This is a genomic window from Streptomyces sp. JK94, from assembly GCF_053613315.1.
In genome coordinates, this window is sequence record NZ_JBSICH010000056.1 from 1 (window position 1) to 22,983 (window position 22,983).

Sequence of the window (22,983 nt, forward strand, 5' to 3'; positions counted from 1 at the left end):
CGGACATCGAGCTGCACTACGAGGACAAGGGGACCGGTCAGCCGGTGGTGCTGATCCACGGCTACCCGCTGGACGGGAACTCGTGGGAGGGGCAGACGTCGGCCCTGCTGGACGCGGGCTTCCGGGTGATCACGTACGACCGGCGGGGCTTCGGCAAGTCCAGCCAGCCCTCGACGGGGTACGACTACGACACCTTCGCCGCCGACCTGAACACCGTGCTGGAGACACTGGACCTGCGGGAGACGGTGCTGGTCGGATTCTCGATGGGCACGGGTGAGGTGGCCCGCTACCTGTCGACGTACGGTTCGGCGCGTGTGGCCAAGGCGGCGTTCCTGGCCTCGCTGGAGCCGTTCCTGGAGATCACCGACGACAACCCCGACGGCGCGGCGCCGGCCTCCTTCTTCCAGGGTGTCTCGGAGGCGGTGAAGAAGGACCGGTACGCCTTCTTCACCGGCTTCTACAACGACTTCTTCAACCTCGACGAGAACCTGGGCACCCGCGTCAGCGAAGAAGCGGTCCGCAACGCCTGGAACGTCGCCGCCGGATCGGGCGCGATCGCCTCGGCCGCCGCCCCGCTCACCTGGCCCACCGACTTCCGCGCCGACATCCCCAAGATCGACGTCCCGGCTCTGATCGTCCACGGCACCGCAGACCGCACCCTGCCCGTCGACGCCACCGGCCGGCGCTTCGCCAAGGCCCTGCCCACCGCCCAGTACACCGAGATCGACGGCGCACCCCACGGACTCCTCACCACCCACACCGCCGAGGTCAACGAAGCCCTGCTGGCCTTCCTCGCCCGGTGACCCGTATCCCCGCCCGTCCGGCCCACTGATCCACAGGAGTAGTCATCATGAAGGTCCTCGTCGTCCTCACCTCGCACGACCAGCTCGGTGACACCGGTCGCACGACCGGGTTCTGGCTGGAGGAACTCGCCGCGCCGTACTACCGGTTCAAGGAGGCCGGCTGGGAGATCACCCTCGCCTCCCCGAAGGGCGGCCGACCGCCCCTGGACCCCAAGAGCAACGAGGCCGCCAACCAGACCGACCAGACCCGCCGCTTCGAGGCCGACGCGGAAGCGACCGCAGCGCTGGCGACCACCGTGCGCCTGGACTCGGTCAACGCCCAGGACTACGACACCGTCTTCTACCCCGGCGGCCACGGCCCGCTGTGGGACCTGGCCGAGGACGCCACCTCCGCCCGCCTGATCGAGACGACCCTGCGTTCCGGCAAGCCCGTCACCCTGGTCTGCCACGCCCCCGGCGTCCTGCGCCACACCGTCAACGAGGACGGCACCCCACTGGTCCAGGGCCGCAAGGTCACCGGCTTCACCAACTCCGAGGAGGAAGGGGTCCAGCTCACCGATGTCGTCCCCTTCCTCGTCGAGGACGAACTCATCAAGCTCGGCGGCAACTACTCCAAGATCGGCGACTGGCAGCCCTACGTCGTCCAGGACGGCCTGCTCATCACCGGCCAGAACCCCGCCTCCTCCGGCCCGGCAGCCGACGCCCTCATCACCTTCACCACGGCTCGGGCCGGATCCGCCGGTGAGGAGAGCCTGTCCGCCTCCACGTGAAAGATCTTGTTCGTGCTTCCGGCCCGCCGGGCATCAGCCCGGCGGGCCGGAAGCGTTTCACGCAACGGTCTCTGACCGATCCTCCGCCTTACGGCACGGTCCTCCTCGGCCGGCGGACGGAGAGGATCACAGTCGCATGCCCTCCAGGAGCAGCGCCGCCTCCGGAACACCCTGCGAGATCTCCTGCACGGTGAAGTGTCCGAGGGCCGTCGCAACAGCGTTGGCGACCGCACGGTCGATCGACACCAGGGACTTCTGGACGGACCGGCCCGTGACGCAGGTGGGATCGGGGCCGTGCAGTCCGAGCACGGGTTCGTCTCCCTGGAGTACCAGCCATACCTGTTCGAGAGTGATCTGAGCGGGGTCGACTGCCAGTTCCCAGCCGCCGTTCACGCCGGACCGGGACCGGACCAGCCCGGCGTTCCGCATCGGTCCGAGCACGCGGCGTACGTAGACAGGGTTGACATTGGCGCTCTTGGAGAGCTCCTCGGAACTCACGGCTTGGCCGTCAGGGGCGACTGTCAGGATGACCAGTACGTGCACGGCGACGGCGAATCGGGTGTTTGTGGAGCGGGCCATTACCCCATCTTGCCATTTCTGTCACCATCGTGGCTACAGGCGCCCGTCCGGGGACCCGACAAGGACCAGGCAGCGACGTCGTGCCGGAACCCAGCCGCCCGTAGGAGATCAGGGTGCCGCCGTCGGGGACCACCTCACGCTCCGCCCGCCGGCACGCCGACGGACTTGTCCCCGCCAGGCGGGGGCGTCCGGTGGGTGATCAGAAGCATGAAGCCCCAAGGCGTCGTGGCAGGCATCCGGCACCGTGCCGAGCCTGAGGTCAGGAAGCCCGTCTCTTTCCCTTACTGCTGCTGCTTTGCGGCTGTCGCCACCTCTGGTCTCTGGATCAGGGTCTTTGCGTGAAGTGATCTCGTCCGGATTCATCCGGTGAGACCGAGGAGGGCCAGGGGCCGACGGTAGTCGCGGGCCGCGTGCCGGAGGGCGGCTGCGATGTTCCTCTGGCCGTCCTGCCGGTGGAGGCCGATAGCCAGGTTCCGGAGACTGGCCATTGTGCGGGGCAGTCGAGCGGTACGGATCTTGAGTCGTCCTCGCGGAAGGTCCGGTCACGGACGTGGTGGAGAAGGTTCTCGATACCCCAGTGGCCTCTGATCCGGGAAGCGAGCTGGGCGCCCGGTGGCCGCGCCGGGCGGCAGGCTGGTGATCAGGTAGATGCGTTCGATGGTCAGCTTGCCCGAACCGAGGTCTCGTCTCCAGCGCACGACTTGGAGGGCCTGGCGGGCGTCGGGGTGGTCGAGGTGGGCGAACGCGGCGGTCTTCAGCCGACGGATCTCGTCGCGGTGGTGCGCCCGGGTGCGCTCGTAGTGGTCGAGTGTGATCTCACGCCAGGGCAGGGTGCGGACGCGGTCGAACAGGCCGGGGTGGTTCTTGTTGACGACGGCGATGTAGTGGGCTCCTCGCGAGCGCAGGTAGGTGCCGTGGCCGTGCTGGGCCCTCTCGCGCAGGCCGGCGGGGGGTCAGGCGGTGGGGTCGGGGCCGAGGGCGATGTCGAGGAGGACGCCGAGCTGGTCGAGCTGGTCGGGGGTGAGGGCGCTGAACGAGGCCGCGGTGAGGGCGTCGACCGCGGTCTGGCCCTCGGCCAGCAGCCGTGCACCTTCCTCGGTGAGCCGGTGGCGGACGGCGCGCCCGGGGCCCGGTACCCGTTGGATCAGGCCGCGGTCGGCCATGCGGGCGGCCAGCGATCCGAAGGACTGGTCGGTCTGGAAGGTCAGCACGGCCAGGTCGTGCAGCGAGGCGTCGGGCTTGGCGTGCAGGTGGCGCAGGGTGTCCCACTGGACCAGCGACAGGCCGAGCGGAGCCAGCACCTGGCTGGCGGCGCGGTGGTGCCGGTGCTGCAGACGCTTGATGGCCAGGCCGACATCGGAGGGCTGATGCATGGCCCAAGTCTACTTCCAATCCAAGGTTGCTTAGATACGAGACCTGATCTAAGCTTCCTTATATAAGGAAACTTAGAAGCAGAGAAGATGTGAAGACGATGAGCGCCCTCGTCCCCGCCGGCTCCCTCCGGCCCACCCGCACCTCCAGCCACACCCTCACACCCCCTGCCGGACCGGTCGAGATGACCGTCCAGGACCGCGACCGCACCCGCCCCTTCCTGCTCCTGCACGGAGGCGGCGGCATCCCCACCATGGCCGGCTTCGCCGATCTCCTCGCCGAGCGCGCCCATACCCGGGTACTGCTGCCGACCCACCCCGGATTCGGCGGCACCCCCAAAGCCGACGGCCTCACCGGCGTCACCGCGCTGGCCCGCGCATACGTCGCGCTGCTGGAGGAGTTCGACCTCACCGACGTCACCGTTGTCGGCAACTCCTTCGGCGGCTGGCTCGCCGCCGAGATCGCCCTGCAGGAAAGCCCGCGTGTCAGCGGCGCCGTCATCGTCGACGGCGTCGGCATCGAGGTGGACGGCCACCCCATCACCGACCTCGCAGGCATGACACCGCAGCAGATCAGCACCTACTCCTTCCACGACCCGCGCAAGGCACCCGTTCCGCCCGCCGGCCAGGCCGGGCCGAGCCCCGACCTCCAGGCCCTGATCGGCTACACGGGTCCCACGATGTCCGACCCGACACTCGCCGGCCGGCTGGCCGACCTCCACCTGCCCGTCCACGTCATCTGGGGTGAGAGCGACGGCATCGTCACCCCCGACTACGGCCGCGCCTACGCCGCCGCCATCCCCGGCGCCGCCTTCACCCTGCTGCCCCGCACCGGCCACCTCCCCCAGCTGGAGACCCCCGAAGAGCTCCTCGGCGCCATCCTCGACCTCGACCTCGGCGCCTGACCCACCTGAACAATCGCCTCCCAAGCAGGAGAACCCATGAACACCCCCCTTGCCGCGACCCGGATCGGGCACGCCTGCCAGCTGGTCGAGATCGGCGAGACCCGGATCCTCACCGACCCCTGGTTCACCGAGACCGCCACCTACCACCCCGGCGAACAGCTCGCCACGACCGTCGCCGGCCTCGGCCGGATCGACGCTGTCGTCGTCAGCCACGAGCACTACGACCACTGCGACCTCGATGCCCTGCTCGACGGCGGCTTCGACCTCTCCGTCCCGCTGATCGGCCCAGGCACCGTCGCAACCATCGCCCGCAGCAAGGGCTTCCGTGACGTCCGTACCATCGAGGCATGGGAGACGACGACCGTCGGCCCCCTGGTGGTGACCGCAACCCCGGGCGAGCACGGCGTCCACGAGGTGACCTTCGTCCTCCAGGCCGAAGGCCGCACCGTGTTCTTCGGCGGCGACTCGCTACGCGTCCCCGAACTCGACACCATCCCCGACCGGATCGGCCCCGTCGACCTCACCATCCTGCCGACCAACGGCCTGTGCGTCCGCCCGCTCGGCATGCGGCAGTTCGTCATGGACGCCGAACAAGCCGCCGGCCTGACCGCGGCGCTGCGCCCCACCCTGGCGATCCCGCACCACTACGCCTTCCACAGCGGCCGCCTCGGCGACCAGATGATGACCAAGACCAACCCCGACCCCCGCCACTACGCCGACGCCGTCGCCCGCCTCGCCCCCGGCATCGAGGTCCGCATCGCCCTCACCGGCGAACGCGTACAGGTCCCGTAAACACCGACGAGCAGTACCTCCCGCAGCTCCCGGCCGACCTGCCGGCCACCCACGCCACCACCGGAGCCAACGGCCTTCTACAGCCGATCGAGCCGTAGAAGGCCGTGTCCCGCCGAGTGACGTGGACGATCACGCCCGGCAGGGCTTGGTCAGGTTGTTGCATGGCGGTACGTGCAACGCTCCCCTGCGTCCCGCGCAGACGTTCAGGGCCCGCCACCGGGCCGCAGGGCCCTGAACCTGTTCCCGCCGTCATCAGCCCGTAAGGCTCCAGCCGGCGCTGTCCCGTTGACTGTTGGCCAGGGATGGTCTCCGGGCTGATCATGCTGGAGGAGCCGCACGTGGAGAGCACGCCGCCGTCGTACAAAGGTCACCGGTACCCGGTCGAGGTCATCTCCCACTGCGTGTGGCTGTATCACCGCTTCCCGCTCAGCTTCCGCGAGGTCGAGGAGCTGATGCTCGAGCGTGGGATCGTCGTCTCCTCCACCGCGTCCCCGCGTCGATCTCGTGCTGCTTCACCCGGTTCCGCAGCGTCTCGCGGGAACCGATGCCGAGCTTGTCGGCGACCGCCTGCAAAGCGGCTGTCTCATTGGGGTGGTCGTCGCGCACCTCGGCGACCATACGCACCGCACAGCGGCGGAGCCCAAGCGGGCAACGGGAAGGCCGTGCCATGACTCGATCCTTTCATGAGATCGAGTCTCCATTTCGAACCGGGGCGGTTCAGACGCAGTCCTGGACGGCCTCGGCCGCGCCCTGGTTGACGGCTCTACACGACCTCCAGAGGGAATTCGGTGTGCGCTCCGTCCGCGATGACCTTGATCTGGACGGTGCCCGGGGACTCACCGGCGATGAGCGGAACATCCGTGCTGCCCGCGCCGTCCGAGGACGTGGTGATCATGACTGGAGAACCGCCTTGGAAGTCGGTGCCGGTTCCTTGGGGGTCGTCCACGTAGAAACTCACCACCTGGCCTCCGGCCGGTTCGCCGCCGGCACGGGCCATGACGGCCAGCGGAGCGAACTCCTTTCCCTTTTCCACCTGTTGCCCCTCACCCGTGATCAACGTGAGTGAATCCATCACCCAGGTACTCCCTTGCAGTGGACAGTGCCGAGCAACACTGCTCGGTCGGACGGCCGTTGTTCCGGGTTCCCACTGAACGATCGCCCGAATCCTGTGGCCGTCGCTTCGGCGGAACCGGCCCCAAGGCAGCGACGCAGGTCCGCTCAGCCAGGCGCGGGGATAGGGCCGAGTCGGGTGGGAGAACCTTGCACCTCCCCTCTGGCGCAGGCACGGTCAGCGCCTGCCGGATGGGGTTCTACGGGGCTGCGTGTGCCCGAGACGCCGGCCAAGGGGTCTGCGGCCGCTGCCCTCCTCGGGTTTGATATGAGGGACGGCACGAGAGGCCACACCATGGACTGGATCATTTCCGCGACAGGGGCGGCGCTTGTTCCGGTGGTCCTGCGCGATGTCTTCCATACGCTGGCACCCCACCGGTCGAGGTGATCTCAGTACGTGGGTGAGTGCTGCACTGTGGCGGACCTCCCGCCGGATCCGAACGGGCGGCCGGATCGGCACGGTTACGGGGCCGCTCGTCATGGCGGTCGTCGCGGGGCCGTGGACCGGGCTCGTCGTCCTGGGCTGGGCGCTGGTGTACTGGCCGCACATTCGACCGGACGGCATCCACGAGAAGGCAGACGGATATGTCGACCACTGACCGCGTTGATCAGCGCGAGGCCGCCCAGCCCCAGCGTCTTCCCGGGGGCCCGTGGTGTGTTCGGGACGTAGGTCACATCTCCCCGGCCGCGGTGGCGGTGAGCCAGCCAGCGGCTTCGGCGTCGGTCATCACCGGAATGGTCATCGTCCGTCGGGGGATTGCGCGGAGGGCGGGAGCGACCAGGTTCTCAAGGAAGCTCCGCTCGTCGCGCTCTCTGGCCGCGACCGCGCTGTTGTCCGCCGCGTCCACCGCCAGGACCAGCACCGCGCCATCGGGAAGAGTCGTGACGGCCTGCTCGAGTGTGCGGCTCAGCCTGCGCCACAGGTCCCCTTCACCGGCCACGGGCCTGCCTCAGCAAAGGGGTGCCGCAACGCTGCGGCACCTCGTTCACGACCTGGGTGACGAGCCGCCTGAGGTGTGAGTCCCAGCGATGACAGGGCGACGCCGGACACAGTTGCCGGCCCGGCAACGGCTCGAGTCGTAGAGAAGGAGGCAGATCGCCCCGAGAAGGGGGTGCCAAGACCAGGTGAAGCGGCAGTCACCCAACCGCAACGACGTCACACGGCTCATCTCCCGCCGGAGATGGTGGCGTCACCGCACCGAAAACGGGGCAGGCCCCACTGCCGGCCGGATGCGGTTTTCGCAGCCTGCGGATACCGGCGTCTGGCGTGCGGGCAGCGGCGTCCGTGCGTGTGGATCTCGTTCTCGGATGATGGGGTCGCGGGGTGGCGGCGTCATGGGCTGCCGATGGTGAGCCGTCAGTCCGGGAGCAGGCGGGACACGAGGGCGCGTGTCCATTCGGGGGTGAGGGGGAGGTTGGTGAAAACGGCGCGGTAGTACAGAGGGGCGAGCACGGCGTCTGTGACGTGCTCGAGGGCCGGGGTCTGATTACCCCGGGCCTTTTCCCGTCCGAGTACGGCTTCGAGCTGTTGCTGGCGTTCTCCGCGACACGCGGCGGCGCCTTGTTCTCCGCCCGTGCCGATGGTGGCGCGCACCAGGGCGAGGGTGTCCGGGTCACTGAGGTCCTTGGCGAGGTCGGATGCATAGCGTTCCAGATCCCCGCGAAGGCTGCCGGTGTCCGGCACCACGATATCGCCGGAGAAACGGCTGGTCATGACGTCGGCGAGCAGGTCGGAGACGGAGCCCCAGCGACGGTAGACCGTGGTGGCGTGCACTCCTGCGCGGGCTGCTACGACCGGGATCGTGAGTTGTTCGCCGACCTCCTCGGCGACCAGTTCCTTGACGGCCCGGTGGACGGCTGCGCGCACTCGGGCGGAGCGGCCGCCCGGGCGGCTGCCGACATGGGGCGGTGGGGAAGCCATAGCGGTCATGCGACCAGTATTGCACTGATCACTGCTTTTTCGACGCATCGATCACTGCGTTTATTTTGCAGCGATCGATGCGTTTGTGCTACCGTCGAGCCACTAACGCAATGATCACTGCGAGGCCAAACATGTCTGTGCCCTCTACCGCCCCCACGTCACCGCCCCCCGGCGACCTACACCGTGTGCCGCCGAAGGGAGCCTTCACCGCCGTGGCCGCCCTTCTCGTCCTCTTCCTGGCCGCATCCAGCGCACCGTCCCCGCTCTATGCGCTCTATCAGCAGCAATGGCAGTTCACGGCGTGGGTGCTGACCGTCGTCTTCGCCCTCTACGTGGTCGGCCTCCTGGGCTCGCTGCTCGTCATCGGGGCACTGTCGGACCACCTCGGCCGCCGTCCGGTGCTCGCCGCGGCGATCGGACTAGAGATGGTGGCGCTCATTTTGTTCCTTTCCGCCGGGAACGTGTTCGTATTGGCCATCGCCCGGGTGCTGCAGGGCGTCGCGACCGGCGCGGCGACGACCACCCTGAGTGCCACCATCGTCGATCTCGAACCGTCGCACGCCCGCGGGCGCGCAGGCGTCATCACGTCGGTGGCTCCCCTGACCGGGCTCGCTCTCGGGGCCCTCGGCTCCGGAGCGCTGGTGCAGTTCGGTCCCGCTCCAACCCGGCTGATCTACGCGCTGCTGCTCGGCGCAATGGTGCTGGCGGCAGTGGTCGTCGCCCTGATACCGGAAACGTCGCCGCGCCGGCCGGGAGCCGTCGCCTCCCTGCGCCCACGGGTCGCGATGCCGGCGTATCTGCGCGCAGACATCGTCCCGGCGGTGCCGGCGATGATCGCCGGCTGGGGCCTGGCCGGGCTCTACCTCTCGCTCGGCCCGTCCGTCGCGGCCGAGTTGCTGGGGCTGCACAACCGTCTGATCGGCGGCGTCGTCGTGATGCTCCTGGCAGGCACCGGAGCGCTCGCGATCGCCCTGCTCCGTTCCCGTCCCACGACCTCGTTGCTGGCTCCTTCGTCCGCGCTACTGGGGCTCGGCACCCTGATATCGCTTGCCGGTACGGCGGAGAACCTCGCCTGGCTGGCCGCCGTCGGCACCGTCGTCGCAGGCCTCGGCTTCGGCGCATCGGTACTGGCAACCTTCGGTACCTTCGCCCGGATCGCCAAGCCGCACGAGCGCAGCGCCATCTTCGCCCTGGCCAACATCATCGGCTACCTCGGAAACAGCGTGCCCGCCGTACTCGGAGGAATCGCCGTCACCGCCCTGGGCCTGAGGACCGCCACCGATATCTACGGGCTGGCGATCGTAGTACTCACCTTCTCCGCCTTCGCACTGCGCCTGAACCAGATGCGGGTGCAGCGCCGTGCCGTCGTGACGCCGTCGTCCCGGTGACGCGTCGGCCATGACAGAGGCACCCGCTCGGCCACACCTCCCGTCAGACCAGCTCAGACACGGCATTCCGCCAATGCGGAACAAAAACTCAAGAACCAGGGAGACATCCTGATGCCTGCAAGCAGGGACAAGAAGAACCTCGAGGTCCAGCGATCTGACCACACGACGATCCGGTACACGGTCAGCGGTCCGGCCGAAGGCCCGACCCTGGTCCTCATCCACGGCTGGGCGTGCAACCGCGGCGACTTCGACGCAGTGACCGACCATCTGCCCGCGAACTACCGCGTCCTCGCGGTCGACCTCGCCGAGCATGGCGAGTCACGGTCGACGCGAGACGTCTGGACCATGGAAGAGTTCGCTCGTGACGTGGCGGCAGTGCTGGAAGCCGAGTCGGTGGACACAGCTGTCGTAGCCGGGCACTCCCTCGGCGGGGCGGTCGCCGTCGAAGTCGGCCGACTCCTCCCCGACAACGTCTCACATGTGGTCGCACTCGACTCGCTCACCTATCTGTCCCTCTTCCCGGCGCAGAGTCAAGAGCAGACCGCCGCGATGGTGCACATGTTCCGTGAGGACTTTGCTGCCGGAGTGCGGGGCCTCGTCGAAGGAGGCTCGCCGGCAGGCTTCGACTCAGCTCTCAAGAACGCGTACTTCGAGAAGATGGTTGCGGTGCGACAGCCCGCTGGTCTGCGTTCCATCGAGGGGCTGGTCCACTGGGACATGGACGCAGCACTGCGCGAGACGAAGCAGCCGATCACCGTGTTCGCGATACGTGCCTTCGCGACGCAGGAAGCGATCGACCGCTACGGGGACCGATTCGACATCCTCCTCGTCGACCTGGGCAGCCACCACTTCCCGGTGGAAGCACCCGAGCGCACGGCGAAGCTCCTGGCCAGCGTGACAACCGAGTAAGGACCGACGCGATTCGGCTCGCCCACCTCCGGCACCGGAATCCCCAGCGGAGACCCGATGAGACGACGGTGCCGAGATGGGAGAGCCGTCCTTCATGCCGGTTTTGAGAGAGGCTCTGCGAACGGCGGCCAACGGATTCGTGATCGATTCGAGGGGCTCGCGTGCATTTACGTGGTGGTGGCTTCTCCTACCAGTGAACGAGCGCGTGAACGCCTGCGCACAGGAAGAGAGGTTCTGGTTCCTGCCGGGCCGCTGTACGGCTACCGACTGCGCCGCCGCGTCACAGAGGCGCAGCGCACCCCGCCGAGGGGACGGACAGGACGCTCTCTGCGGCGGGCGTGGTGCATGCCGCGCTCGTTGCGCGTACACCGCGGCCGTGCTTGGCTCGCCCGGTGAACTTTCTATTGACCGCCGGTGGCCTGCGCAACGACACCCTGCGGGACGCTCTGCGGGACATGCTGGGAAAACCGTTCGGGGCGGCGAACGTCGTGTACGTGCCGACGGCGTCGGTCGCCGAGCCCGGGGACCACGGGTGGTTCCTCGCCGACATGAACCGGCTGCACGCCCTGGGCTGGCGGGAGTTCGATGTCCTGGAACTGAACGGCCTGCCCCGGCAGATGGTGCTCGACCGGCTGCTGAACGCCGACGTCATCCACGTCGGCGGCGGCAACCACTACCATCTCGCGCGCAGCATCACCGGAAACGGCCTGGCCGACGGGATTCTGGAGGCGTTGGAGAGCCGGGTCTACGTGGGGTTCAGCGCCGGTTCCATGGTCTTCAGCCGTCATCTCACCCAGGACTCCGCCGGTGTCATCGGGGACACCGAGGACCTGCGTGTGCTCGGGGAGACGTCCGTGGAGCCGCCGTTCGGGCTCTTCGACTGGTACCTCAAGCCCCATCTGTACTCGGCGGACTTCCCCGAGCGGGGCGACGCCTGGGCCGACCGTATCGCCGCACGGGCGGACTTCCCGATCTACTTCATCGACGACGAGACAGCCGTCCGCGTCAGGGACGGCAAGCTGGATGTCGTTTCCGAGGGCCGGTGGCGCTTGCATCCCTGACCTGTGGTGGGGAGAAGGAGCGGTGCTGGCGGGCCGCGGCGGTCGCGGCCCGGGACAAGGCCAGCGTGTGGCAGCGATTACCCGTGCTGCTGCCCGCCGAACCGGGACCGGCTGCCCGGTTGTACTGCTGCCCGGGGCAGCCGCGACCGCGTCGGCCGGCCCGATTCCTGCCCCGCCGCCCTCCTTGAAGCGGCCTGCGGCCGGGCGGACGTGAGTGGGACGCCGCCGAAATGGCTGGTTGGCGCGCTGTTGCCGGTGTGTAAAGGCGCACGTCAAAAACACCAGGGGGCCTGCAACCCCGCATCGACGCCTTCAACGCCGCGTTGCCCGCGCTCGTCGAGGCGCGCCGGACCCGGGGCAGTCACGTCGAACTGGCCGACATGAGCGCGGTGACCACGGCGGACCTGGCCGAACCCGCGCGCCTGGTACCGCAGCGGCGGCGGCACCTTCGAGCTCAACTACGCCGGAGTCGTCGCCCGGGAAGCAGCGGCGCCACGGGTGCCGCCATCCGCTTCGCCGACGTGGACGGTGACGGACGCGACGACTACCAGCGCACCGGAGCCGACGGGTCCGTCCACGCCTACACCAACACCCCCGCCGACGGCGGCAACGCCATCCACTGGATGGAACGCCTCGACTGGGCACCCGGCGTCTGGTACGGCTCCCGCGACAAACTGCGCCTGGCCGACGTCAACGGCGACCGGCGGGCCGACTACCTGGTGGTCGGCAGCACAGGCACCGTGCACGCCTACTTCAACGACGGCGGTGGCGGGGGCGGCGGCTTCACCGAACACCTCGATTTCGTACGCGAGACGGACTGCCCCGGGGACAAGCCGACGTTCCGGGACATCAGCGAAGACGGCAGGGCCGATTACGTCGTCACCTACGACGGCGGCTCCATGCGGTGCCGGCTCATCACCGGCGGCAACCTCTGATCGCCCCGTCCGTCGGTCGGTGCTGACCGTGGAGCGATCCTCCAGCCGGCACCGGCCGTTTCGCAGCTCCCTGCCCGACGAACCCTGACCACAACGCGCTCGACCGTCCGGCGTCACGGGAGCGGAACGAAGTAGCCGGCGCGCTGAACGGCGGAGTGCTCCGGAACGGCGCGGCCCGGCAGATACCTCCGCTCCCTCCGAGATGCCGCGCGCCGCGGCGCGGCGGTCAGCGCTCGCCTGCGGCTGTTGGCCCTGGTTCGAGCGAGGCCGGGGTGGCGCAGTGATCCTGGTGCTGGGTGAGATCGTCGCGGACGCGGGTGAGCAGGTCCCGCAGCTGTTCACGTTGCGCGGGGTTCAGGGCGGCGAAGAGCGTGTCCTCGACATCGTACTGAGCCTGGGAGGCGCGGTCGAAGCGGGCACGACCGGTGTCGGTGAGGGCGACGACGTGACGGCGGCGGTCGACCGGGTCTCGTTGACGTTGCACGAGGTGGGCGGCTTCCAGCGGGTTGAGCAAGGCGACCAGGACGCTGGGCGCGACACCGGTGAGACGCCCCAGCTCACCCTGACCGAGGACGCCCCGGTCATGCAGCAGACCAAGGATCTGGAACTGGCGCGGGCTGAGGTCATGAGCGGTGTGTGCCTCTCGCAACCGGCGCATCGCCTCGGCGCCGAGCAGCGCGAGCATGAGCCCGGGGCGGGAGCGGTGTGCGTCGATCACTGGGTCGTCGGTCATGAAAGTAATCTAGCATCGAGGATGGTTTAGAGTTATAAATCATTCATCCAGCGAAACGATATAGGAGTCGCTATGAGTACAGCTGTGATCGTGGGAGCCGGCCCGGGGCTGGGCAAGGCGATCGCGCGGCGCTTCGGGGCAGAGGGGTTCGACGTCGCTCTGATCGGCCGCACCGCGCGGACACTGGAGAAGCTGGAGCGCGACCTCACCCAGGAGGGAGTGCGGGCGGAGGGGTTCGTCGCCGACGTCACCGACCGTGAGGCGCTGGTGAAGGCGTTCGACGCCATCAAGGAACGTTTCGGACCGGTCGAGGTTCTGGAATACTCTCCGGCACCCAGCGACCCGGCTGCCGTCGACGCCGTCGGGGCCACCGACCTCAGCGTGGCGGCGCTGCTGCCGCAGCTGGACGTGTACCTGTTCGGGGGCGTGACGGCCGTGCAGCAGGTGCTGCCCGACATGATCGCCCGGGGCAGCGGCACGATCCTCGTCAGTACTGGAGCCTCTTCGGGGCCGGTGGTGCACCCGCCGTTCGCGAACATCGCTGCGGCGTCCGGCGCGCTGCGCAACTGGGTCCTGAATCTGCATGCGGCCCTTGAGGGAACCGGTGTGTACGCCGCACACGTGGCGATAGCGACCTGGATCGGGCAGGAAGGACCGGCCAGTATGCCTGACACCATGTCCGAGACCTACCTGGACCTTCACCGCTCGCGGCAGGACGCCGAGGTGCTCTACACCGGCAGCGGTGTCCTGTGAGCGGGCGGCTTGACGGGCGGAACGTTCTGGTCAGCGGAGCCGCCCGGGGCATCGGTGCGGCCATCGCCCGGCTGTTCGCGGCGGAAGGAGCCCGCGTCGCGGTCACCGACATCCGTGACCGCGAGGGGCAGGCGCTCGTCGCCGGGATCACCTCGACCGGTGGCCGCGCCTTCTACCGGCGCCTCGACGTGTCCTCGCGTGAGGCGTGGGACGAGGCACGCCAGGAGACGGAGAACCGCTACGGGCCGGTCGACGTACTGGTCAGTAACGCCTTCACCATGTCCCAGCCCGCTCTGGCCGACCTGACCGAACCGGACTGGACCGCTTCACTCCAGGTCAACCTGACCGGCGCGTTCCACGGCATCCGCAGCGTTCTGCCCGGCATGCGACAACTCGGCAGGGGATCGATCGTGGCGATCTCGGCGACCAACGGCAACGAGACCGCTCTTCCCGCCAACGCCGCCTACCAGTCCGCCAAGGCCGCCCTGAGCTCCCTCGTCCGCCACGTCGCCGTCACCTACGGCCACGACGGGGTGCGTGCCAACGCCGTTCATCCCGGCGGAATCCGTACCTCCATGCTCACCGAGGAGGACATCCTTCCGATGGCCGAGGCCATGGCCACCTCATTCCCCGTCCCCCGGCTGGGCGAGCCGGATGACATCGCCCGGGCGGCCCTCTTCCTCGCCGGCGACGAAGCCGCCTACATCACCGGAACCTCCCTGGTGGTCGATGGCGGAGCCTCCGTCGGTACGACCCCTCCCCCTCAGGAGCACGTCTCGTGAAATACCGGATCCTCGGCCGCAACAACGGTCTGCGTGTCTCCGAAATCTCCCTGGGCACCGGCCTGCTGGGAACCCATGAAGGCATCGGCGGACTCAGTCGCCCCGGAGAGGGAGTCGACGACGCTGGCGCCGTGTTCGAGGCATACGCGGAAGCGGGCGGCAACTTCATCGACACCGCCGAGGGCTACCAGGGCGGCCAGTCCGAACGGCTCGTGGGCGAGTTGGTGGGAAAGGACCGCGAGGACTTCGTCATCGCTTCCAAGTACTCCGTCGGCTCCACCCGTACCGAGGGACACGCCCGTGTCGGCAACAGCCGCAAGGCCATGATGGCCGCCATCGACGGTACCCTGCGCCGCCTGAACACCGACTACGTCGACCTCTACTGGCTGCACGCCCACGATGCGGTCACCCCCATCGAGGAGATCCTGCGAGGTCTCGACGACCTCGTCCGCTCGGGCAAGGTGCGCTACGGCGGTCTGGGCAACTTCCCCGCCTGGCGGGTCTCCCGCGGGCAGGCCATCGCCGAGCAGCACGGCTGGTCTCCCATCGCCGCGGTCACCTCCGAGTACGGAGTGGCCGAACGCGGCGCCGAACGCGAGATCATCCCCATGGCCGAGGCCCTCGGCATCGGTTTCGGCGCCTGGTCACCCCTGTCCAGCGGGTTCCTCACCGGCTCCTATCCGGGTACCGGGGGCGACGAAGCACGTCTACTGCACTGGTCCGCCAACAACCGGCCCACACCCGCCGACCTGAGCGTGCGCGAGGCCGTGGCCAAGGTCGCCGACCGGCATGAAGCCACCTCCGCCCAGGTCGGCCTCGCCTGGGTCCTGCACCGTGCCCGTCGCTCACCCACCGCACTGGTACCCATCACCTCCGCACCCACCGCGCAGGCCATGTCCAGCAACCTGGAGGCCCTCGACCTCGCTCTCACAGAACAGGACATGACGGAACTCGACTCCGCAGGCGGTTTCACCCTCGGAGAACCCCACGTCCACAACCGCGAGGGCGAGAAATACGTCACCGCCGACAACCTGATCCGCCCCGCCGTTCCCGTCGCCTGACCAGCCTGCCGGGCCCCGCGCCCGGCAGCCGGTCACCGAACGGCCTGCGTGCCGCGTGCCGGCAGACTCAAGCCCTCGCTGCGGCTGAGCTGTCCGACGTCTTGAAGGGTCAGTCGATTGCGTAGGCGACTGTCGGGCCGTACTGGTAGCTGTTGAGGATGCCACTCGTGGCACCGACTCGGAACGAGATGGTGTCGCCCGGGTAGTCGCGGGTGCTCCAGAAGGAGATTTCCCTGGGGGTCTCGTCGCACCGCGCTTCGAACTCGAACCTGTGGTTCTCGCGGCTGGCCCGCACCTGGAGCTTGACGTACTGGTTGGTCAGTGTGTTGTCCGGGCAGTACGCATCGAGCGTGCCCTTCACACCGAACGTCCTCCTCGGATCCAGGTTCGGTGCTGCCACGGGCTGGACGCTCCCGTTGAAGCGTACGTCGTACTGGGTGTATCCCAGGGTGTCCCTGTCGAGGTAAGCAACGTGTACTTCGCGGACGGCCGCGTGGGCTGCAGGCGCTGACAGAACCTGCGGCAGGACGAGAGCCCCAAGAGCTGCCGAGACTCCCGCCACTTTGCGCATGAGACGACGCAAGCGGGGTCGGGCAGCCGCTGCGGCTGCGGTCGACAGGTCCGCGTGGTGAGCCACCGTGCTACTGAACATGCTGCTCCTCGATGATGTCGGGCGGCAGCGCCCGGGACGGTTCGCATCACGCATTATGTAGACACATCAAGGCATTTGGCCGTTGGGTCCTGGTACACCACCCGTTAGCGGTACGCGGCGCTGCCGGGCAGCTGGGAGCGCGCGCTGACGACCACAACGCTGACAGCGCCAGCTCGGGCGGTTCAGGGACGTGCGGTACGAACATTCGGGTGAGGAAACTGACGCTGCCGGTGGAGGGATACGTGACCGTCGACACGACGCGGCCGTAGCTTGGCTCTGTCAAACGAGCGGTGCAAATGTTGACCTGGGGTCGGTCCGCCCAAAATGCGCGACGCGTCGCCCCGGGCAGCTTCAATGCCGGGGACGACGCGCTCGTGATGAGGGAGCGGCCTACAGGTCGAACTCGAGGTGCTCGATGTCGGTGAACCGGACCTCTTCCAGGCTGCCGGCGCGGCGGCCGCTGTCCTGGAAGTAGACCTCTTTGAGCGCTTCGGCTGTGATGTCCTGGAGCTGCTGGTCGGTGGCACCGGCTTGATGGGCGTCGAAGAGGCGGGCGGCGTGCTGCGGGGGCAGGGCGACGGTCAGGTGCCGGATGCGGTCCTGGTCCGTCGACCCGATCGGGGCCGTGTAGCCCATGCGGGCGCGGGTGTCGATGACGATGCCGTCGGTGGTCGCAGCCCTCTGCCGGGCCTTGGCCCGGATCTGCGGCTGCCACCGCTTCTTCACCTCGCCTTCCAGGCGGGCGGCGAGGTCCGGGCGGGGCTTCTTGATCTGGTTCTTCACGTAGCGCTCGACGGTGCGCTGGGAGATCCGCAGCATCTGGGCGACCGCCTTGGTGCTCTTGAGCTGCTTGACCAGGTACCGCATCTGCGCGCCCGCGCTCCTGGGTGCCGGGCGGGTGAACGCCTTCTGCACCGCGGCCTCCAGGCCGTCCCCGAACAGGCTCATCGTGGCCCTCTCCTACTCTCCGTTGCCGACGTCGGTGACGGTGCCGTCCTTGATGTACCGGGCGAGGTTGAGTTCCGGGGCGTTGAACCGCTCCCGGACTTCCTCGCCCCACAGGACGTCCTGCGTGCCCTCGTGCTTGACCAGGCCGGGGTTGATGCCGAGCTTGAAGCCGCCGGGCAGCGGCTTGCCGTCCCGGTGGGGCAGGAAGTCCAGCGGGCTGGTGCCGTTGGCCGCGTAGACGACGCAGTCGGACAGGATCGCGACCGGGTACTGTCCGGTGAAAGCGGCGTGCTTGACGATCTTGCGGTGCAGGTTGACCCGGGTGCGGGAGATGACCGCCGCGCGGATGTCCGGCCGCCACGTCGGGCGGGACAGGGCCCGCCACGGCTCGCCGGGCCGCCAGCCCTCCCCGCGCGGGCGTTCGCGCAGCTTGCCCAGGCCGCCCTTCACCGTCGCCTTGATCGCCGAGACGACGATTGCCAGCTCCGGGTCGCGGGCCTTGTAGCCGTCCATCGCCGCGAGGAAGTCGGCCGGGGCCAGGTCGGCGTCGACGCCGAGGTCGGCCATCGTGGCGAGGTAGGCGTCACGGAGCCGGTTGTACCAGCCGTCCAGGTAGCGGCCGTTGTCGTACCGGACCCACGCCTCGATCGGGCGCACCTCGTAGCCGAGCTCCTGGGCGTAGGCGACGGTGGGCGTCGCGTACCAGGCCGGGCCGGTCGGGCGCTCGCCCTTCGGCGTGAACGGGCTCGGCAGCAGGCTGCCGTCCAGCTTCACCCACTCCTTGCCGACCTTCACGTGGGACAGGTCGACGTGGGAGAGGTCGACCAGCCACGAGCCGGGCAGCTTCGGGTCGAATACGGGGGCCTGGACGTGCGTCGCCTCGCCCAGGCCGACGTTCAGACCGTTGGCGCCGGCGGCGAAGGCCATGTTGACGTCGATGCCGACCAGGTGCCGCAGGGTGCACTCCGCGTCGGTCATCGGCCGTGCCCAGTCGTACGCCTCCTCAAACAGCTTCTCGGCGGGCCCGCGCACGTGGAACCGCGGCAGGTCCTTGAGGACGGGGTGGCCGTCGGGGACCTCGCACGGCGGCCAGTTCATCGGGTCGATGGCGTCCCTGCCCAGCGAGCCGGGGTTGTGCTCGCCGGTGCGCTTGCCGTTCTTGTCGGGCGCGGTGGCTCGGGTCGGCGGGTGCAGGGCGGTCATCAGCTCCAGGCCGGTCACGGCCGTGGAGCCGCGCGGCGTCATCACGCGTGAGGCATACACACCGAGGACACGGGCGAGCTCCGCCGGCGGGAGCTGTCCGGCCTCGCCCCAGTGCCGCGTGTCGAGCGCGTTCCAGGAGGGGATGCACAGCTGCACGCAGGCCCGCTCCGAACCGGTGGCGGGGCGGTAGATCCGCGCCCACGGGCCGAAGCCGCGCTTGGTCAGCTTCCACTCCGCACGCGCGAGCTGCTTGATGACCTTGTGGCCCTCCGGGATCCGCCCGGCGAGGCGCTCCTCCTCCGTGAGCGTGACGGGAAGGCCGTAGCGCTCCAGCGCGGCTTCGGTGAGCACGATCAGCGGGTCGGCGTCCTTGCCCGGACCGGCGAGCTTCGGCTGCCCGAGCTTCGCCTCGCGCAGCGTCCAGTCGACCAGGGCCGGGATGCTCTTGGCGGGCACGTCCAGGACCAGGCCGCCGGTGCAGTACGCCAGCACCTGCCCGTCCTCGACATCGACGACCGCCAGCGGCCCGTTCTCGAACCGCGGATCGGCGGAGCCCGGGGGGCCGGCCGGGGCCGCCTTCTTCGCACCCGGGCGGCGCGACGTCGACGACGTCCTGATGGTGCGCGCCGGACGCGGAGCGACCGCCGGAGCAGCGGCGACAGGAGCAGGGGTGTGGGTGTTCTCGGTTGCAGTCATGTCCGCAGCCTCGGACGCCTCCCCTGTGGACAGAGTCCGCGCTTGTGCCGGGGCGGACGCGGCGGTGAACGTGGCCGGTACCGCAGCGTCCTGGACGGGTGCGGCCGGTTCGGCTGGTGCGGGGTAGAGCTCCGCGAGCTTGTCCAGCAGCCGGGCGTAGGCGTCACGTTCCGGCGGGCGGGGCTCGGTCTTGCCGGACTCCCAGCCGGACACCGTGGCCCGGCGCACCTTCAGTGCGGTGGCCACTTCGTCGATCGTCAGGCCGTGCGCGGCACGCAGCCGCTTGCGCTCCGTCGGTGGCGGCAGCTTGGCGCGGGACGCGAGCAGTGCATCGACCGCGTCGAACAACTCGGACATGGAACACCTCCCGACCCACACCCTACTCCACAAAACGTACGAATCGCGTACGTTCAGCGTACAAATCGCGTACGAATCACGTTCGTGGTCGAGTGGCGTGATCTCGGTCAGGGAAGGGCTGGAAACGGCCGCGTTGTGCGAGTTCTCCATGGGGAGGTAGGAGCGGTCTCATTGCTTGGGGTAACCAGGGGGTCACGTGGGGTGGAAAAGTGAGTTCGACAAGGCGATGAAGAAACTCGCCGAGATGCAGGACCAGCTGGAGGCGGCGCAACCACGTCTGGAACGTCTGGACGATCCGACGGTCGGGCTGACCGCGCTGCACGGCGAGCTGGTCCAGAGCCGCCTGAAGATCCTCGAAAAGATCGAGGGGGGCGTCACCGGGCTGCGCGAGGAGAACCGGGAGATTCGCCGGCGTCAGGACCGGATGATCAGCGACCTGAACGACACACGGGGCGAACTGCGGCATCTGCTCGACCTCGTTGACGTCCTGCGGTCCCCCGCTCCGCACGGGACGCCCGGCGAGAGCACGCCGGCGCCTTCCGGGGAGACGGAGCAGCCGACCGGCCCCGAAGCCGGCTATGGCCTGACCGCCTCCGCCGAAGCCTGGCCGACCGCCTTCGACGACACCGAACACCAGGGGGGAATCATGGAGAACACCGAGCGCCAGCCGCAGCCCGAGGACGGCGCCCAGGAGCAGGACCCCGCGCTGAAGAACGCCATCGAGGCCGCCTACCAGGGCACCGGCACATCCGCCGGCCAGCCTTCCGCGGCGCCGCCGCAGGCCTCCACCGGAGCGGATGACCCACGCATCGCCCACGGCGTCCTCCTGCTGAAGGCCGCCGGCGTGGCCTCCGTCGAACTGATCGCGCACCGCGACACCTGGGAGTGGCTCGCCGCCCTGGCCGCCGGCCACAGCCACTTCCGCACCCCGCCCTCCGTCGAGGACATCAAGGACGGCCGCGAGGGCCGCGTCCAGACCGTCCTGTCCGGGCGTTCCCTCATCGCCCTGCTGATCGAGCTGTGGAACACCCGCTCCACCACGGCTCCGTTGCAGAGCGAATGGGCTCTGGCCACCATGACCTACAACCGCATCGCCGCCGAACTCACCGATCCCGCCGGGCAGGGCCAGACCATCCGTATCGTCCTGGACGACGGCTATCCGCAGGAAACCAGCGACTGACCAACAGCGCGCATGCGGCAGCGGACGGCGGCCGCCCGCCGGGCTGAATCGCCCCGGATGGAGACTCGATCTCATGAAAGGATCGAGTCATGGCGCGGCCTTCCCGTTGCCCGCTTGAGCTCCGCCGCCGTGCGGTGCGTATGGTCGCCGAGGTGCGCGACGACCACCCCAATGAGACAGCCGCTTTGCAGGCGGTCGCCGACAAGCTCGGCATCGGCTCCTGCGAGACGCTGCGGAACCGGGTGAAGCAGCACGAGATCGACGCGGGGACGCGTCCGGGACGACGACGGAGGAGTCCGCCCAGCTCAAGGCGTTGAAGAAGGAGAACGCCGAGCTGAAGCGGGCCAACGAGATCCTCAAGGCCGCGGCGAGTTTCTTCGCGGCCGAGTTCGACCGGCCACACACACGCTCGTAGCGTGCGTCGACGAGCACCAAGGCCGCTTCGGCGGGGGCGGGCCGATCTGCAGGACACTCACCGAGCACGACTGCAAGATCGCCCCTTCCACGTCGATGGAGACCCAGCTCGTCCTGGACGCTCTGGAGATGGCACTGTGGCAACGCGAACGCGACGAACACCCCCAGGCACGGGGCGAGTTGATACACCACAGCGACGCGGGCAGCCAGGGCGGATTCAACCGGTCGTCGCAACACCTCGTGACCAGCGAGGTGTTGGATGGTTCGTCGTCAGCAGGCAGCCGATCGGGCGGTGCGGCCGAAGTTGAGGTCCCCGGGGCATCCGAAGTACCAGCGTCACGTGGAAGCGGCTTTCTGGGACGAGATCGCCAAGGGTCTTCTCGCCGAGGAGGCGGCCGGGGTTATCGGCGTGGCGCCGGCGGTGGCCACGCGCTGGTTCCGCCAGTGTGGCGGCATGCGACCGTTCGATCCGAAGCCGCATTCGGGCAGGTATCTGTCGTTTCGTGAGCGGGAGGAGATCGCGCTCCTGAAAGCCCAGGGCAAGGGCGTACGTGAAATCGCTCGGGAAGTCGGCCGTGATCCGGGGACGATTTCCCGTGAGCTGCGGCGCAACGCGGCCACCAGGAGTGGGAAGCTCGACTACCGGGCATCGGTTGCACAGTGGAAGTCGGATATGGCCGCGCGCCGCCCGAAAACGGCAAAGCTGGTCGCCAATCCTCGGTTGCACGCGTACGTCCAGGAGCGACTGTCCGGACAGATCAGCACGCCCGGTGGCAAGGCGATCGCAGGGCCGGCGACGGGTGAGTGGACGGGACGGAACAAGCCGCACCGCAAGGACCGCGCGTGGGTGCAGGCATGGAGTCCGGAGCAGATCGCGAACCGGATCAAGCGTGATTTCCCGGATGATGAGTCCATGCGCATCAGCCACGAGGCGATCTACCAGGCGCTCTACATCCAGGGCCGCGGGGCGCTCAAGCGTGAGCTGATCTTGTGCCTTCGCACAGGCCGCGCGCTGCGCGCCCCGCGTGCTCGTTCACGTCGCAAGACCTGGGCACACGTGACACCCGAAGCGTTGATCAGCGAACGGCCTGCCGAGGCCGAGGACCGTGCCGTTCCCGGCCACTGGGAAGGGGACCTGATCATCGGGCTGGAGCGTTCCGCGATCGGCACGGTCGTCGAGCGGTCAACTCGATTCACGATGCTGATTCACCTGCCGCGCGAGGAAGGCTATCGGCACAAACACACGGTCAAGAATGGTCCTGCGCTGGCCGGTTACGGGGCGACCACGATGAAGAACGCACTCGCCAATACGATGTCGACACTGCCCGAGCAGCTGGCACGGTCGCTGACATGGGATCGAGGAAAGGAGATGTCGGCACACGCGAAATTCAAAGTCGAGACCGGCATTCCCGTGTTCTTCGCCGATCCTCACAGCCCATGGCAACGCGGCACGAACGAGAACACCAACGGACTCCTGCGACAGTACTTCCCAAAGGGCACCGATCTCTCGAGGTGGTCCGCCGAGGAGATCGAGGCCGTCGCCCATGCCCTCAACTCCCGTCCCCGCAAGACGCTCGGCTGGAGGACACCGGCCGAGGTGTTCAACGAGCAGCTACTGTTGCTCCAACAGGCCGGTGTTGCAACGACCGGTTGAATTTGGT

23 protein-coding genes are annotated in these 22,983 nt (G+C 68.7%); 14 read left to right on the plus strand and 9 right to left on the minus strand.

Features of this window, described 5'->3' with window-relative positions; genetic code table 11:
- A partial coding sequence (locus ACVV2G_RS32275) for an alpha/beta fold hydrolase (RefSeq protein ID WP_453842373.1) occupies nucleotides 1-803 on the plus strand: 803 nt, incomplete at its 5' end.
- 47 nt (nucleotides 804-850) lie between these two features.
- Nucleotides 851-1,573 carry a type 1 glutamine amidotransferase domain-containing protein gene (locus ACVV2G_RS32280; RefSeq protein WP_453842372.1) on the plus strand — a complete coding sequence of 241 codons (723 nt, stop codon included), beginning with the start codon at nucleotides 851-853 and terminating at the stop codon, nucleotides 1,571-1,573.
- A gap of 126 nt (nucleotides 1,574-1,699) precedes the next feature.
- Here ACVV2G_RS32280 and ACVV2G_RS32285 read toward each other — a convergent pair whose 3' ends face one another.
- Nucleotides 1,700-2,152 (minus strand): Rrf2 family transcriptional regulator, encoded by a 453-nt coding sequence (locus tag ACVV2G_RS32285; protein ID WP_453846342.1) that lies wholly within the window; start codon nucleotides 2,150-2,152, stop codon nucleotides 1,700-1,702.
- 953 nt (nucleotides 2,153-3,105) lie between these two features.
- A complete protein-coding gene (locus tag ACVV2G_RS32290) occupies nucleotides 3,106-3,525 on the minus strand; it encodes a MarR family winged helix-turn-helix transcriptional regulator (RefSeq protein ID WP_453846343.1) in 420 nt (139 codons plus the stop codon).
- Nucleotides 3,526-3,623: 98 nt separating this feature from the next.
- On the opposite strand from ACVV2G_RS32290, the gene ACVV2G_RS32295 reads away from it, so the two are divergent.
- Entirely contained in the window at nucleotides 3,624-4,427 is an 804-nt protein-coding gene (locus ACVV2G_RS32295; protein WP_453846344.1) for an alpha/beta fold hydrolase, read from the plus strand.
- A gap of 36 nt (nucleotides 4,428-4,463) precedes the next feature.
- Nucleotides 4,464-5,219, plus strand: coding sequence for an MBL fold metallo-hydrolase (locus ACVV2G_RS32300; protein ID WP_453846345.1), 756 nt, complete (start codon nucleotides 4,464-4,466; stop codon nucleotides 5,217-5,219).
- 763 nt (nucleotides 5,220-5,982) lie between these two features.
- Here ACVV2G_RS32300 and ACVV2G_RS32305 read toward each other — a convergent pair.
- Entirely contained in the window at nucleotides 5,983-6,252 is a 270-nt protein-coding gene (locus ACVV2G_RS32305; RefSeq protein WP_453846346.1) for a hypothetical protein, read from the minus strand.
- Nucleotides 6,253-6,730: 478 nt separating this feature from the next.
- Here ACVV2G_RS32305 and ACVV2G_RS32310 point away from each other — a divergent pair, with 478 nt between their 5' ends.
- Nucleotides 6,731-6,928: a hypothetical protein gene (locus ACVV2G_RS32310; RefSeq protein WP_453846347.1), complete on the plus strand. Its 198-nt coding sequence runs from the start codon at nucleotides 6,731-6,733 to the stop codon at nucleotides 6,926-6,928.
- A 72-nt stretch (nucleotides 6,929-7,000) separates the two neighbouring features.
- Here ACVV2G_RS32310 and ACVV2G_RS32315 read toward each other — a convergent pair whose 3' ends face one another.
- Together ACVV2G_RS32315 and ACVV2G_RS32320 are read right to left on the minus strand one after the other, a co-directional pair.
- On the minus strand, nucleotides 7,001-7,270 hold the full coding sequence (locus ACVV2G_RS32315) for a hypothetical protein (RefSeq protein WP_453846348.1): 270 nt from the start codon (nucleotides 7,268-7,270) through the stop codon (nucleotides 7,001-7,003).
- Between the two features lie 416 nt (nucleotides 7,271-7,686).
- Nucleotides 7,687-8,259: a TetR-like C-terminal domain-containing protein gene (locus tag ACVV2G_RS32320; protein WP_453846349.1), complete on the minus strand. Its 573-nt coding sequence runs from the start codon at nucleotides 8,257-8,259 to the stop codon at nucleotides 7,687-7,689.
- 203 nt (nucleotides 8,260-8,462) lie between these two features.
- Here ACVV2G_RS32320 and ACVV2G_RS32325 point away from each other — a divergent pair, with 203 nt between their 5' ends.
- From ACVV2G_RS32325 to ACVV2G_RS32340, 4 genes are all read left to right on the plus strand, one after another.
- The gene (locus tag ACVV2G_RS32325; RefSeq protein ID WP_453846350.1) at nucleotides 8,463-9,638 is read left to right on the plus strand and encodes an MFS transporter; all 1,176 of its coding nucleotides are present in this window, start codon (nucleotides 8,463-8,465) and stop codon (nucleotides 9,636-9,638) included.
- Nucleotides 9,639-9,749: 111 nt separating this feature from the next.
- Nucleotides 9,750-10,547 carry an alpha/beta fold hydrolase gene (locus ACVV2G_RS32330; RefSeq protein ID WP_453846351.1) on the plus strand — a complete coding sequence of 266 codons (798 nt, stop codon included), beginning with the start codon at nucleotides 9,750-9,752 and terminating at the stop codon, nucleotides 10,545-10,547.
- A 392-nt stretch (nucleotides 10,548-10,939) separates the two neighbouring features.
- On the plus strand, nucleotides 10,940-11,608 hold the full coding sequence (locus ACVV2G_RS32335; protein ID WP_453846352.1) for a Type 1 glutamine amidotransferase-like domain-containing protein: 669 nt from the start codon (nucleotides 10,940-10,942) through the stop codon (nucleotides 11,606-11,608).
- Nucleotides 11,609-11,931: 323 nt separating this feature from the next.
- Nucleotides 11,932-12,543: an FG-GAP-like repeat-containing protein gene (locus ACVV2G_RS32340; RefSeq protein WP_453846353.1), complete on the plus strand. Its 612-nt coding sequence runs from the start codon at nucleotides 11,932-11,934 to the stop codon at nucleotides 12,541-12,543.
- A 226-nt stretch (nucleotides 12,544-12,769) separates the two neighbouring features.
- On the opposite strand, the gene ACVV2G_RS32345 is transcribed toward ACVV2G_RS32340, so the two are convergent.
- Nucleotides 12,770-13,276 carry a MarR family winged helix-turn-helix transcriptional regulator gene (locus ACVV2G_RS32345; protein ID WP_453846354.1) on the minus strand — a complete coding sequence of 169 codons (507 nt, stop codon included), beginning with the start codon at nucleotides 13,274-13,276 and terminating at the stop codon, nucleotides 12,770-12,772.
- A gap of 72 nt (nucleotides 13,277-13,348) precedes the next feature.
- On the opposite strand from ACVV2G_RS32345, the gene ACVV2G_RS32350 reads away from it, so the two are divergent.
- From ACVV2G_RS32350 to ACVV2G_RS32360, 3 genes are read left to right on the plus strand one after another with little or no spacing between them, the layout of a single operon-like run.
- The gene (locus ACVV2G_RS32350) at nucleotides 13,349-14,029 is read left to right on the plus strand and encodes an SDR family NAD(P)-dependent oxidoreductase (RefSeq protein ID WP_453846355.1); all 681 of its coding nucleotides are present in this window, start codon (nucleotides 13,349-13,351) and stop codon (nucleotides 14,027-14,029) included.
- Nucleotides 14,026-14,811, plus strand: coding sequence for an SDR family NAD(P)-dependent oxidoreductase (locus ACVV2G_RS32355; RefSeq protein ID WP_453846356.1), 786 nt, complete (start codon nucleotides 14,026-14,028; stop codon nucleotides 14,809-14,811). The genes ACVV2G_RS32350 and ACVV2G_RS32355 overlap by 4 nt, the downstream gene beginning before the upstream one ends.
- Nucleotides 14,808-15,872 carry an aldo/keto reductase gene (locus tag ACVV2G_RS32360; protein WP_453846357.1) on the plus strand — a complete coding sequence of 355 codons (1,065 nt, stop codon included), beginning with the start codon at nucleotides 14,808-14,810 and terminating at the stop codon, nucleotides 15,870-15,872. The genes ACVV2G_RS32355 and ACVV2G_RS32360 overlap by 4 nt, the downstream gene beginning before the upstream one ends.
- A gap of 109 nt (nucleotides 15,873-15,981) precedes the next feature.
- Here ACVV2G_RS32360 and ACVV2G_RS32365 read toward each other — a convergent pair whose 3' ends face one another.
- The 3 genes from ACVV2G_RS32365 to tap form a co-directional block, all read right to left on the minus strand.
- Nucleotides 15,982-16,443, minus strand: a complete 462-nt coding sequence (locus ACVV2G_RS32365; RefSeq protein WP_453846358.1) for a hypothetical protein — start codon at nucleotides 16,441-16,443, stop codon at nucleotides 15,982-15,984.
- 471 nt (nucleotides 16,444-16,914) lie between these two features.
- Entirely contained in the window at nucleotides 16,915-17,472 is a 558-nt protein-coding gene (gene tpg, locus ACVV2G_RS32370) for a telomere-protecting terminal protein Tpg (protein ID WP_453846359.1), read from the minus strand.
- 12 nt (nucleotides 17,473-17,484) lie between these two features.
- Complete coding sequence (gene tap / locus ACVV2G_RS32375) at nucleotides 17,485-19,728, minus strand: telomere-associated protein Tap (protein WP_453846360.1); 2,244 nt, start codon at nucleotides 19,726-19,728, stop codon at nucleotides 17,485-17,487.
- A gap of 196 nt (nucleotides 19,729-19,924) precedes the next feature.
- Between tap and ACVV2G_RS32380 the strand changes: the two genes are divergently transcribed.
- Both ACVV2G_RS32380 and ACVV2G_RS32385 read left to right on the plus strand, forming a co-directional pair.
- Nucleotides 19,925-20,908, plus strand: a complete 984-nt coding sequence (locus ACVV2G_RS32380; protein WP_453846361.1) for a hypothetical protein — start codon at nucleotides 19,925-19,927, stop codon at nucleotides 20,906-20,908.
- Between the two features lie 673 nt (nucleotides 20,909-21,581).
- Entirely contained in the window at nucleotides 21,582-22,976 is a 1,395-nt protein-coding gene (locus ACVV2G_RS32385) for an IS30 family transposase (protein ID WP_453846113.1), read from the plus strand.
- The last annotated feature ends 7 nt before the right edge of the window (nucleotides 22,977-22,983 follow it).